Below are 14,393 nucleotides of genomic sequence, written 5' to 3'. Positions count from 1 at the left end.
CAATTATTACAGACATGCGTCATTACAAATTTGGTCCCGGTATCGGTTTAGTCTTAACCCTGTTGTTTAGTATGTTTTTGGGTTTACCTGTGGCAAGAGCGCAGTTCCCTACTGCGGCAGCATATCCGTTTACAGCCTCGCAAAAAACCTTTAACTACGTAACAGGGGGAACCGCGATCAATTTTAGTACAGTCAATACCCTTAACTGGGACGACAACTATTACAATGTTCCTATTGGCTTCACTTTCACTTTTGCAGGAACTGCATATACTACAGTTACACCCCAAACAAATGGCTACATGGTTTTTGGGAACACGACGGCTATGACATGGCCGCCATACAGTGCGCCTACTGTACCATGCATGATGGGTGGTTGGGACGATTGCGAAGGAGATCCGAGTGCCAGTGCTGTAACCTATAAAACCACCGGCACCGCTCCTAACCGCGTTTTTACATTGGAATTCAAAAACTGGGGACTGTGGTCTTATGCAACTTATCCTGGGTTTATTTCTTATCAATATATCCTGTATGAAAGCGGGCCACTTGAATTGGTATATAAACAAGAAAGTGGGAGCTCGCACTTCGGAAGTAACTCGTATAACACAGCGGCCGGTATAGCAAAATCGTCAACCGACTATCAATCGTTGAACAATTTCAGCGCGTCGCCAACGCCGACTACATCTACATTTAATGTGAGCCTTACCGGCAAACCTGCCACTGGTCAAAGCTATCTGTGGGGACAGGTGCCCTGCACAGGCACGCCAACAACATCTGTTTCTGCTCCATCCGAAGTTTGTCCTAACAAGCCGTTTAGTGTCGCATTGAATGGTTTAGCCATTTACTCGGGCTTTACCTTCCAATGGCAGACGTCTGTTAACGGCACCACATGGACCAACTGGACTGGTCCGGTAGGTTCGGCCGGTGATATTACAGATATCATCTCTGCTCCCAAATGGTACCGTTGCTCGGTTACCTGCACCAACTCCAGCCAGTCGTTCCAGACACAGCCGTTCCATATCGGCATCTCGCCGTTTTATTATTGTTACTGCGCAGGTTCAACAGCAACATCGGGTTCAGGCATCGACATCGGTAACATAAAAGTGGTAAGCTTTGCATCTGGCCAGGTGATGCTGGATAATGGCAATGCTACTCCACTACAGAGCAATGCTAATGCCAACAAGTCCTATACTGACTTCAGGAAAACCCTGGCACCGGTACCAATGTATCATGATAGTGCTTATTATCTCCTTATACAGCAGATCAGTTCAGTGTCTGCATTCAGTGCTGGTTCTGCTGCCATATTTATTGACTACAACCGAAACGGTACTTTCGATCCGTGGGAGCGTGTACTGCAGGAAACTACTAGCCAGTCATTGCCCAATCCCGGATTGGTTCGGGATACATTCCTTGTACCAGACACAGCAGGATATGGTATCACCGGTATGCGGGTAATATTAAGGCAGGGTACTACGGTGCCTGATACTTGTTCATCGTATTCTGACGGCGAGACTGAAGACTACCTTGTAGATCTTCGTTACCGCCCGTGCGACAGTATACCAAAAACCGGTGTAATTGAAGGCGACACATCGATGTGCGTTGGCTACGACTACATACTTACCGACTCTACTTATCAAACCAAAAGGCACGGCTTGTTGCGACTTTGGCAGCATTCGGCAGATGCCATCAACTGGGTGGATATAAATAGCTCGGTTGATAAGGATACGCTAATGCGCCTTTTCAACAATGGGCAGCCACTGTTCTACCGCATGCGCATGGTTTGTTCGCATACCAATGATACCGGTTATAGCCCGGTACATAAAGTGAACCTGAAGCCAACGTACAAATGTTATTGCTTCAGCCAATCGCTTGGTGGCATCAATGATACCAGCGATGTGGGTGGTTTTTCTATCTACAACTTCTCGGTAAACGATGGCGGAGCGCATTTGGGCAATACGCGGGCCGTACGCAAACGCCAGGATTTTACTGACCTGCAGCCGATAGAAATGTGGGTGGATAGCATTTACCAGTTTCATGTATTTCATACCATGCCAAGCGAGATCCACAGCGATGCTAAGATCACTGTGTTTGCCGATTTCAATAACAACCATCAATATGACATACCAGGCGAGCGCATTTTTACAGGATTCACTAACGTAGGTTACCATACCCTGATCAGCAATGTAGTAATACCCAATGCGGCAATAGTTGACATGCCAACGGGTATGCGTGTTATCGTCAACAATAATGTAGGGCCGAATACGCAGTCAGATGACGGTTGCGGTACGTATATATCTGGTGAAACGGAAGACTTCATGGTGATCTTCCGTCGTCCATTCAATGTCAGTGTGAACAACACTACTGCCGATCTGCGCACTGTGCAGGTGTATCCAAACCCAAGCAGCGGCAAGTTTACTATTGACTTCTATAGTGGAAATACGATCAAAGAAGTGAGTGTTCGTGTTCTGACTATGACCGGTCAACAAGTGTTCAGCGAAGTGTATAGTCATAATAGCGGCAGATTCACCAGAGAACTGGATATTGAAGGGCGGGCAAAAGGTGTCTACTTCGTGGAGATCAATGCTGACGGCATTAAAGAAACCAAACGGATGGTCATTAAATAATAACCGACAGTTAATAACGATACACTTAACGGGAACCCGAATACGGGTTCCCGTTTTTGATTTTAATGGAAAAATTAAATTCCCATTAAAACAGGCCTCTGGCGGCCTCTAACTGTTTATTAACCATTAACAAAAAATTAAATTTACTTCCTTGTCAATCAAAACATGTGTATTCAACGATGAAGAAACTGCTACTTAGTTTTCTGCCGTTACTGATATTGTCAACAATGGCGCTGGCTCAAACGCCACAATATTTTAATAATGCCGGCACGGGAGGAAACTCCATTCCTTTTGGTGGTGGTACCTGGGCCGATCAAAGGTGCCAGTTCCTGTACACAGCCGGTGAGTTTGGTGCACCGCCAATAGGATTTATAACGAAGGTATATTTCCGCGCTTCGGGCTCCTACCCAAGCAGTACGTATACCAATCTTAGCATAGACCTGGGACAGAATACCTTAACGTCGTTACCGGGTACTACATGGGTGCCAGGCATGACGAATGTGTTCAATTCTGCAAGCTATGTTACTCCTGCAACCGTTGCCGGTACATGGGTAGAGTATCCGTTACAAACACCGTTTTTCTTTGACCCGACTTTGACCCTTATTGTTGATACCAAACAACCAGCTACCACTGGTGGTTACGCCATATACACCTCGAGCGCAACTGGAACCCGCAGGCAATACGCGGCTTCCGCGGCAGGCGCTCCGGGCGGTTCAAGTGCAACGCGCTACGATTTCGGTTTTGATATTACGCCCGGCTTCCCTTGCAACGGTGTACCTACTACAAATTTGACTGCACCCAGCCAGGTATGTCCTACCAAACCATTCTCCGTAAACTTTACTTCGTTTTATACAGGTGTGACCCGTCAATGGCAGACGTCGACCAACGGTACCACATGGACCAATTTTACTGGTACCGTTAACCCGGTAACGGGCTTTTTGTCAGATGCCATCACGGTGCCTACATGGTATCGTTGCATCATTACCTGCACGGCGACATCCCAAACGTTTACTACTGCGCCTAAATTTGTTGATATCGCGGCATTCTACTTTTGCTATTGCGACGGTTCTAAAGCTACAGGCGGCACAGGTATTGATGTCGGCAACGTAACGGTGACCACATATCCAACAAACCAGACATTAATAAGTAGCGGCAACCCTAACCCTTTCCTGAGTAATGCGAATGCAAGCAAATCCTACTCAAACTTCCGCGATACAGTGCCAGCTATCCCGATGTATCATGATAGCTCATACTTCCTGCAAATACAGCAGACGAGTTCTGCAACGACATTCAGCGCTGCTTCCGCTGCTATATTTATAGACTACAACCGCAACGGAACATTCGATTCGTGGGAGCGCGTGCTGCAGGAAAATACAAGCCAGTCGCTACCTTATCCCGGTATGGTAATAGATACATTTACTGTACCTGACACAGCGGGTTATGGTCTGACCGGCATGCGTGTGATATTGCGCCAGGGCACAACGGTGCCTGATACCTGCGCATCATATGCTGAAGGCGAAACAGAGGATTACCTTGTGGACATTCGCTACCGCCCTTGCGACGGCAAACCTGTTACCGGCAAGATAGAAGGTGACACTTCGATGTGTGTAGGCTATGACTATATTCTTACAGATACTACCTATCAAACTAAAAAACATGGTCTTTCGCGCTTATGGCAGCACTCGGCTGATGCCATTAATTGGGTAGATATAGCGGGATCGGCGGGCAAAGACACGCTGATGCGCCTTTTCACCAACGGCCAGCCTTTATATTACAGGTTGCGTATGACCTGCTCACACACCGAGGATACTGCATACTCTGTAGTTCACAAAGTGAATCTGAAACCGACTTATAAATGTTACTGCTTCAGTCAATCGCTCGGTGGAGCAGGCGACAGCAGCGATGTCGGTGGTTTCGGCATTTACCAGTTTGCTACAAACGATGGCGGTGCCCACCTGGGTAACCTGCGCGCAGTGCGCAAACGGCAGGATTTTACTGATATGCAGCCGGTTGAAATGTGGGTGGACAGCATTTACCAGTTCCATGTATTCCATACTATGCCAAGCGAGATCCACAGCGACGCGAAGATCACCGTGTTTGCCGACTTCAATAATAACCACCAGTATGACATACCTACTGAACGCATATTCACAGGTTTTACCAGCGTAGGTTATCATACACTTCTTGGTAACGTAGTGATACCCAATGCGGCAATAGCAGATGTACCAACCGGCCTCCGCGTTATCGTCAATAATAATGTTGGACCTAATACTGCCTCAGATGAAGCGTGCGGTACCTATAAGTCAGGTGAAACAGAAGACTATATGGTGATCTTCCGCCGCCCGTTCAATGTTGGTGTAAACAACACCACCGCAGATCTTCGCACACTGCATGTATATCCTAACCCAAGCAACGGCAGGTTCAGCATAGACTTCTATAGTGATAATACCATTAAAGAAGTGAAGGTGCGTATTTTGACAGTTACGGGCCAGCAGGTGCTGAATGAAGTATACAGCCACAACGGCGGTCGTTTCAGCAAAGAGCTGAATATGGAAAGCCAGGCCAAAGGAGTTTACTTTGTTGAGATCGATGCTGATGGAATTAAGGCGCAACAGCGAATCGTGCTGCGATAACAGCTGCCACATTAGGGGTATACCATTATACATTTTAAAGGCGATGCACCAGCATCGCCTTTTTTATATAACATTATTATGAAATCATTAAAAAAAATAATAACTTACTATCGAAAACCATTATTCCTCTGTCTATAATACAAAACAAGGCAGTGGAATGACTGTCCCTGACCCCAAAATTTTGTACTATGAACAGCTCTATTAAACCAGTGCTAAAAAAAGCATGTCTTTTTTTAGCTATTCCTGTCTTAGCAGCCGGCAGCGCTACTGCTCAATATGCTTCAGCCAATCAATACCCCTTCGTAGCCACGACAGAGAACTTTCAGTATTTGTCGGGCGGCACAGTGGTAAGTAGCATACATACAGATGATGCGCAGCAAACCAACATTCCTATTGGTTTCAGCTTTCCATTCTGTGGTACTAGTTATACCACCGGTACTGTGTCGTCAAATGTCTGGTTCTCGCTTAGTACGTCTTCGGCCATAGGCACTGGCGTAAACAACGACAACAGCAACTTCAACCAGTTCAGCGGCAACAATTCTCTGCCGGTGATCATGCCTTTCTGGGATGATTTTGGATGGGCCTTTGGTGGCGTAGCCAGCTATCTGACAACTGGTACCGCGCCTAACCGCGTGTTCACCTTTGAATGGAAAAACTGGGTATGGGACTTTTCATTACCCAAAGGATCGCTCACCATGCAAATGAAATTGTATGAGAACGGCTCCATACAGTTTTTATATAAAAGGGAAACAGGCGCGATGGGTTCACAGCTGGCGATTACGTCAGGCTGGTTCGGCGCCTCTATAGGCATTGCTAAAAGCACAACAGATTTTCAGTTCCTGAATGGCAGTACTATGTTCTCAACGCCAAGTACCAGCACCATTAAAGGTAATATTGAAGCAAGACCTTTTAGCGAACAAAGCTACATGTGGCTGGCCCCTTGCACTGACATGCAGTCGGCCAGGATCGAAGGTCCGGATGATGTATGTCCCGGACAACCATTTACGCTTGCAGCTGTAGCAAGACCTACGATTGGCACCAGCACAAGCTGTAGCTGGTCATATTCAGATAACGGCACCACTTACACGTCAATGTCTGGCGGCTCGGGTACAGTTTCTGATGTTATCACGAAAACAAGATGGTACAAGGCAACAATTAGCTGTGGCTCTACCACCATAACAACAATCCCAAAAAAGGTAGATGTATCGCCGCATTATAAGTGTTATTGCAATTCTTCGGCAACAATAACCAACTCAACCTCGGCAATGGATATCGGCAAGGTCAACCTGGTGTCGTTCCCGAAGGATACTATACTTAACAACTACGATGCCAGCCTTGCGTTGTCAAGTAATCTATATGCTGTAAAAGCTTATTCAGATTTTACGCAAGAGTTTACACCACCTGTGCAGCTATATCGCGATTCTTCTTATATCGTCATTGCCAACGTTATTAACTGGACAACGTTTGTCGATGGTGCCGTATCGGCCTATATCGACTACAACCACAACTCGATATTCGACTCGTATGAGCGGATCATGTTCAATGTAGCTAAGAACGCACAGCCTACACCCGGACAGGTGGCCGATACATTTACGGTACCAGATACCGCGAGGGTGGGTATTACCCGTATGCGCGTGATACTGAAGACCGGTACAGCCCTGCCTGATTCGTGCAATGCTTATGGCGATGGCGAAACAGAGGACTACCTGGTAAACATTAGTCACCCACCTTGCAATGGTCCTTCTAAAGCCGGTGTGGTGGTTGGTGAAGACACTTCGATGTGTCCCGGCTATGCTTATGTTGTGACAGATACCACCTATGAAAAGGAAAAGAGCCGGCAAGCGCGGATATGGCAGCATTCAGCCGACGATATCACATGGTCTAACGTGCCCAATTCAGCTGATAAGGACTCTTTGGTGCGCGATTTCAAAATTCAAAGTCTCTACTATCGTGTAAGAATGGTATGTCTCACAACAGAGGATACTACTTATTCAAATGAGTTCCGCATAGGTCTTAAGCCAGGATACAAATGTTATTGCCACAGCCAGTCGACAGGTGGCAACGAAAACGACAGCAGTGATATTGGTGCATTCCAGATCTATAATTTCAGTATAGCAGACGGTGGCGCGCACCTGGGCAATGAAAAGGCGGTAAAAACCCGTACCGACCGTACTGATCTTACGCCTATCGTAATGTGGGTAGACAGCGTTTACAGTTTTTACATCTTCCACACCATGCCTAGACAGCATCATGCTGATGGCAAGATCACGGTGTTCATGGATTTCAACAACGATCACCAATATAACATTCCTGAAGAGCGTGTGTTCACAGGCTTTACCAATGTGGGCTATCATACGCTCATCGACCAGGTGATCATTCCAAATGCTGCGATCGTAGATGTGCCAACAGGCCTGCGAGTGATCATCAACAACGATGTGTCGCCCAATGTTCCCTCAGATGATGCATGCGGCTCGTATGTTTCCGGCGAAACAGAGGATTACATTATTTGGTTCAAACGTGCATTCAATGTGAAAGTAGAGGAGTTGAAAGGGCTGGAAGACATCGTCCTGTTCCCTAACCCTACCACGGGACGATTCAATTTGCGTTTCAATAGCGCCGCGGCCAAATCGGTAACTGTTTCAGTTTCAACCGTAACGGGACAGCAGGTATTGAGTGAAGCATACACACACCAAGGTGGCAGGTTTATGAAAGAGGTCGACCTTAGCGGCCAGGCAAAGGGTGTATACCTGGTGGAAGTGAATGCGGATGGCGTGAAAGCAAAAAAGCGGATCGTGATACAATAGCGCCTAACTGAAAATTAATATAGCGGATTGTTACATAAATAAGTGGCAATCCGCTTTTTTTTTCAAACTTTTTTAGCCAATTTGGGTGTCAACTATAGTACGCCGCCTCTGGATTTAGGCGTATACACTATTAAAACATAGACGTAAATGAATGCAAAAAAATCGGTTCTTACAGCCATCTTCTGTATGGTGCAGATCCTGCTTGCCGTAACTATAGCGCATGCGCAATCTGCCATTTATTCGCAGGCGTTTACAGGCGGTGCCACCGCTACTGCGCAGTGCACAGCGTTTAATACATTCTCCGCGGGCCTGAATCCGGGCATTTACCTATCGGTGAAAATATCTGGTACTTACGATCCCACGGGTATCATTTGCCAGGACCCGGTTATTGCCAATGCAGTAGCAAACGCACTGAAAACAAGCACGAGCTACACGTCACCCATTTGCAATGGTAACGTATGGTCTGTATGTAACAGGGGGTCGTATATGGAATTGTGGTTGAATCCCGGCACACAGTGTAATGGCTCGAACTGCCCTAATCCGGGGTACATCATTCGTCCTTGTATATCCAACGGTAACTGGGGTGGGGTAAACTCCATTACCTGCAATACCACGATATCGCAAACCATGACACTTGAATTCTTTTTCGGCATACCATGTAACGGCGTGCCTACGGCAAACGTAACGGCGCCTTTCGAGGTTTGCCCGAACAAGCCATTCGAGGTAAAGCTGTCGGTGCCTTATACTGGTACTACCTTCCAGTGGGAGTATTCAACAAATGGTACTACCTGGAAAACATACACCGGAACAGTAAACCAGGTTGGTACCTTCACCGACCAGATCGTAGTGCCTACATGGTACCGTTGTAAGCTCACCTGCCTGGCAACTAGTCAAACCTATACTACTGCGCCATTCAAAGTAAACATGGCTCCTTTTTACTACTGCTATTGCGATGGCTCTAAAGCAACCGCTGGGGCAGGTTCAGATATCGGCAACGTCACAGTTACTTCGATTTCCAACAACAGCACTTTGCTGACCAACGGAACGGCAACGCCTTTCTTCAGCAATACAACTGCCACCAATACATACACAGACCTGCGCTATACGGTGCCGCCTGTGCCTATGTACCGCGACAGCAATTACCTGATCTCCGTTTCACAAATAACATCGGCGGCAACCTTTACTGCAGGCACTGCTGCGGTGTATATAGACTACAACCGCAACGGTACATTCGATCTGTGGGAGCGCGTACTGCTTGAAACCACGAACCAGAATCCTTCAACTATCGGCCTGGTGCGTGACACGTTCAAGATGCCTGATACAGCGCAATTTGGCCTGACAGGTATGCGTGTGATCATGCGCAGCGGTACTACAGCACCAGATACCTGTGCCTCTTATACCGATGGTGAAACTGAGGATTACCTCATTGATATCAGGCACATCCCTTGCACCGGCAAACCCAATGCAGGTGTTATCAAAGGCGACACGTCTATGTGCGTGGGCTATGATTATTTAGTAACCGATACTACGTATGAAAAAGATAAACACGGCATTAATAGATCATGGTATGTATCGGCAGATAATGTATTCTGGACGCCTATTACCGGCAGCGCAAGCAAAGACACGCTGATGCGCGATTTCATGAACGGTCAACCTCTTTTCTATAAGATGGAAGCCATCTGCACGCATACTAACGATACATCGTATACGGCGGTACACAAAGTGAATCTGAAACCAAGCTATAAATGCTATTGCTACAGCCAGGCGATAGGTGGCTTAAATGACACCAGCGATGTTGGCGGTTTCAAGATCTACAACTTCGAGGTAACCGACGGTGGTGCCCACCTGGGCAACCCACGCGCTAAACACAAACGCCAGGACTATACCGATATACAGCCTATAGAAATGTGGGTAGACAGTGTATACAATTTCCATGTGTTCCATACAATGCCTACAGAGCTGCATAGCGATGCTAAGGTGACCGTCTTTGTCGATTTCGATAATAACCACCAGTACGATATACCGGAAGAAAGGATCTATACCGGCTTCACCAGTGTGGGTTACCATACCCTGCTGGGCCAGGTGATCATTCCTAATGCTGCTATTGTTGACGTGCCTACCGGCCTGCGCGTTATTGTAAATAACAACGTAGGTCCTAATACACCATCTGACGAGGCCTGCGGTACTTACCTGTCGGGCGAGACCGAGGATTATATGGTGATTTTCCGCCGTCCGTTCAATGTGCGTGTTGACGATGTGAACGGGTTGTCGCATGTGCGCATCTACCCGAACCCTGCCAACGATAAGGTAACCGTTATGTTCAATGCAGCGGCCGTGAATGATAACGTAGAAGTAAAATTACTGTCGGTTACCGGCCAGCTTGTAAAGAGCTATTCCTACCGTCACGACGGTGGCCGTTTCCTGCAGCAAATAGACCTTTCGGGGCAGGCAAAAGGCGTTTATTTCATCGAGATCAACGCTGGCGGACTGAAGTCTACGCAAAAGCTCATATTACAATAAAAACCTTACTGGATAAGGCTTTCAACGGGTGGCAATTGCCACCCGTTTTCGTTGTTACATGCCTGTAGCACGTCGAAATTTCGTATCTTTGTAATATAAAAACATCCTTCAAAAAATCAAGATACGGGAACGGTTCATATGTTGGAATTTGAGCCTAAGTAGCGACAGGTCAAGGAGAAAAAGTTATCCAGTCAGTTTATCCACAGGCAGTTGATTTCTATTTCTTTCTAGAAATCCCCCTTTTGATATTTTCGCTATTCAACTCAGTTCAAACATCATTAACCGATAATATAATTTAACCATGGGTGCAAAGACAAAAACCAAAGCCGAAGGCCTTTCCTTCCAGCGCCAGTACACAAAAGAGGGCGTTAGTTCGTTCGATCTGTTCGAGTATGATTACCGTACATCGGTAATACGTAACCCGAACGGTGAAAAAGTATTTGAAATGACGAACGTGGAGGTGCCTAAGCATTGGTCGCAGATAGCTACCGATATCCTGGCGCAGAAATACTTCCGTAAGGCAGGTGTTCCGCAACCAGACGGTACGCTTGGCAGGGAAACTTCTGTTAAACAAGTGGCGCACCGCCTGGCAGATTGCTGGCGCGGCTGGGGCGAGAAATACGGTTATTTCGCCTCTGAAAAAGACGCACAGGTATTTTACGACGAACTTACTTATAGCATACTGCAACAGAGCTGTGCACCCAACTCTCCGCAGTGGTTCAATACCGGCCTGTTCAGCAGCTACGGTATCGATGGTAAAGCACAAGGTCACTATTATGTAGATCCTACAACCGGCAAACTGGAAAAATCTAAGAATGCCTACGAGCGTCCTCAGCCACACGCCTGCTTTATCCTGAGCGTAGAAGATGACCTGGTTAATGATGGTGGTATCATGGACCTGTGGGTTCGCGAGGCTCGTATCTTCAAATACGGTTCTGGTGTTGGTACCAACTATTCTAACATCCGCGCGGAAGGTGAGAAACTGAGCGGCGGTGGTACTTCAAGCGGTCTTATGAGCTTCCTGAAGATCGGCGACCGTGCTGCGGGTGCTATCAAAAGCGGTGGTACTACCCGCCGTGCTGCTAAAATGGTGTGCCTCGACCTCGATCACCCAGAGGTTGTAGATTTCATCGACTGGAAAGTAGAAGAAGAAAAGAAAGTAGCTGCCCTCATAGCTGCAGGTTATGCATCAGACTACGAAGGCGAAGCATATAAAACAGTATCTGGACAGAACTCTAACAACTCTGTTCGTATCCCGAACGAATTCTTCCGCCGCCTGGCAAACAACGAAGAATGGGAAATGACCGGACGTAGCGATGGTAAGGTGATGAAGAAAATGCCTGCCAAAGCATTGTTCGATAAAATATCGTACGCTGCATGGCGCTGCGCTGACCCCGGTACACAATACGATACTACCATCAACGAATGGCATACTTGCCCTGAAGGTGGTCCGATCCGTGCCTCTAACCCATGCTCGGAGTATATGTTCCTCGACAACACGGCTTGTAACCTCGCTTCGCTCAACCTGCGTCGTTTCTTCAACGAAGAAGACAACAGCTTTGACGTAGCAGGTTTTGAATACATGACCCGCCTGTGGACAGTAGTACTGGAAATTTCAGTACTGATGGCACAGTTCCCTTCTCCTGAAGTGGCACAACTGAGCTATGACTACCGTACGCTGGGCCTTGGTTATGCTAACCTTGGTTCTATGCTGATGGTAAGCGGTATCCCTTACGACAGCGAAGAAGCCCGTGCTATCGCCGGTGCTATCACCGCTATCATGAACGGTGTGTCTTACCGCACATCGGCTGAGATGGCTGCTGCGCTGGGTGCTTTCCCTCGCTACCAGGAAAACCGCAAGCACATGATGCGTGTAATGCGCAACCACCGTGCTGCTGCTTACGATGCTGCTGAAGCTTACGAAGGCCTGGAAACAAAACCAATGGGTATCAACGCCAAGTATTGCCCTGACTACCTGCTGAAAGCTGCTACCAGAGCATGGGACGAAGCAGTACAGCTGGGTGAGCAACACGGCTACCGCAACGCGCAGGCTACCGTTATCGCTCCTACAGGTACTATTGGCCTGGTGATGGATTGCGATACTACCGGTATCGAGCCTGACTTCGCGCTGGTGAAATTCAAGAAACTGTCTGGTGGTGGTTATTTCAAGATCATCAACCAGTCTATACCTGCGGCTCTGCGCAACCTGAAATATTCTGAAGAAGAAGTTGATGCGATCGTTAAATACGCAAAAGGTCACGGTACGTTTGCCGGTGCTCCTTACATCAACCACCAGAGCCTGAGCGAAAAAGGCTTCATCGGCGAAGAGCTGAAGAAACTGGATGCAGCTGTAGAAAGCTCATTCGAGATCGGCTTCGTGTTCAACGTATATACGCTGGGCGAAGAATGCCTGAAACGCCTTGGCTTTACTCCAGAGCAATACTTTGCTCCTGACTTCAGCCTGCTGGAAGAACTGGGCTTCAGCGACGAAGAGATCGATGCAGCCAACGACTACGTTTGCGGTACGATGATGGTAGAAGGTGCACCATTCCTGAAAGAAGAGCACCTGCCTGTATTCGACTGTGCTAACAAATGCGGTAAGAAAGGCGAACGCTACATCCACGCTCACGGTCACATCCGTATGATGGGTGCTACGCAGCCGTTCATCAGCGGTGCTATCTCTAAAACCATTAACCTGCCAAACGAGGCAACGGTTGAAGAGATCAAAGATTGCTACCAACTGAGCTGGCAGCTGGGTATTAAAGCCTGCGCCCTGTACCGCGATGGGTCTAAACTGAGCCAGCCGCTGAGCAACAAGAGCGACAAGAAAAAGAAAGAAACAGATACAACTACTGCAGCACAGGAAGAAACTCCTGTAGCACAGATAGTAGATATGGGTCAGCTCACCATCGAAGAGCTGCTGGAAGAAGTGAACAAACGCGTACAGGCAAGCCCTGATACACAACTGAAACGCGAACTGAGCCGCATCGTAGAGCGCAAGCAGCTGCCTGCAAAACGCCGCGGTTATACTTTCAAGGCAAAAGTTGGTGGCCAGCCGTTGTTCGTTCGTACGGGTGAATACACGGATGGTACGCTGGGTGAAGTATTCGTGGACATGGCGAAAGAAGGTGCTACTATGCGTAGCCTGATGAACAGCTTCGCGATAGCAGTATCGGTTGGTCTGCAGTACGGTGTGCCGCTGGATGAATACGTTGACAAGTTCACCTTCACCCGTTTTGAACCGGCGGGCGTTGTAGAACACCCGAATATCAAGCAAGCTACTTCGGTGCTAGACTTTATGTTCCGCCTGCTGGCTTACGAATACCTGGATCGTACAGACCTGGTACACGTACCAGATCAGAACAGGCTATCGAACGACGAGGATGAAAGCAGCCCGCAACAGGAACTGTCGCAGGTGCGTGTAACTGCCCCGCAGCAAACACAAAAGCAGAAGAACGTCGCACCGGTGCCTAAAGCCGTAGCAGCTACTGCACAGAACACTGCCGATATCAAAAAGATGATGGGAACCAGCGCCGATGCGCCCGTATGTCGCAACTGCGGTAACATTACCCTGCGCAACGGTACCTGCTATATGTGTCCTAACTGCGGTACTACTACCGGTTGCAGCTAAGCATAGATCAACTACCATATAAACGGAATCCCCCGCTAATGCGGGGGATTTTTTGTTTTATTACCTGGGTTCGAGTCCAATCCGGTTCACGGAATATGAAAGCCGCTCATTAAGCGGCTTTCATCGTGTGTATATAGTGCACTGCACCATGATGTGCATGGAAGTAAAAAGATATATAGCTCAT

5 protein-coding genes are annotated in these 14,393 nt (G+C 47.7%); all 5 read left to right on the top strand.

The features are described 5' to 3' along the window. Positions 1 to 14 precede the first annotated feature (14 nt). The 5 genes from P2W83_RS05680 (at position 15) to P2W83_RS05660 (ending at position 14,209) form a co-directional block, all read left to right on the top strand. Complete coding sequence (locus P2W83_RS05680; RefSeq protein ID WP_276132733.1) at positions 15 to 2,621, top strand: T9SS type A sorting domain-containing protein; 2,607 nt, start codon at positions 15 to 17, stop codon at positions 2,619 to 2,621. A 179-nt stretch (positions 2,622 to 2,800) separates the two neighbouring features. Further along, positions 2,801 to 5,254, top strand: a complete 2,454-nt coding sequence (locus P2W83_RS05675) for a T9SS type A sorting domain-containing protein (RefSeq protein ID WP_276132732.1) — start codon at positions 2,801 to 2,803, stop codon at positions 5,252 to 5,254. A 188-nt stretch (positions 5,255 to 5,442) separates the two neighbouring features. Further along, a complete protein-coding gene (locus P2W83_RS05670) occupies positions 5,443 to 8,058 on the top strand; it encodes a GEVED domain-containing protein (RefSeq protein ID WP_276132731.1) in 2,616 nt (871 codons plus the stop codon). 147 nt (positions 8,059 to 8,205) lie between these two features. Beyond that, a complete protein-coding gene (locus P2W83_RS05665; protein ID WP_276132730.1) occupies positions 8,206 to 10,578 on the top strand; it encodes a T9SS type A sorting domain-containing protein in 2,373 nt (790 codons plus the stop codon). 301 nt (positions 10,579 to 10,879) lie between these two features. Beyond that, a complete protein-coding gene (locus P2W83_RS05660) occupies positions 10,880 to 14,209 on the top strand; it encodes a vitamin B12-dependent ribonucleotide reductase (protein WP_276132729.1) in 3,330 nt (1,109 codons plus the stop codon). Positions 14,210 to 14,393 lie beyond the last annotated feature (184 nt).

Source organism: Polluticoccus soli (assembly GCF_029269745.1).
In the GTDB taxonomy this organism is placed as follows: Bacteria; Bacteroidota; Bacteroidia; order Chitinophagales; family Chitinophagaceae; genus Polluticoccus; species Polluticoccus soli.
Note: the sequence above shows the minus strand (reverse complement) of the source record. Positions and strands in the feature narration are given on the sequence as shown.

Excerpts from the sequence above, each read along its gene's own strand:
- P2W83_RS05665 (WP_276132730.1), top strand. The coding sequence starts at position 8,206 with ATGAATGCAAAAAAATCGGTTCTTACAGCCATCTTCTGTATGGTGCAG.
- P2W83_RS05660 (WP_276132729.1), top strand. The coding sequence starts at position 10,880 with ATGGGTGCAAAGACAAAAACCAAAGCCGAAGGCCTTTCCTTCCAGCGC.
- P2W83_RS05680 (WP_276132733.1), top strand. The coding sequence starts at position 15 with ATGCGTCATTACAAATTTGGTCCCGGTATCGGTTTAGTCTTAACCCTG.
- P2W83_RS05670 (WP_276132731.1), top strand. The coding sequence starts at position 5,443 with ATGAACAGCTCTATTAAACCAGTGCTAAAAAAAGCATGTCTTTTTTTA.
- P2W83_RS05675 (WP_276132732.1), top strand. The coding sequence starts at position 2,801 with ATGAAGAAACTGCTACTTAGTTTTCTGCCGTTACTGATATTGTCAACA.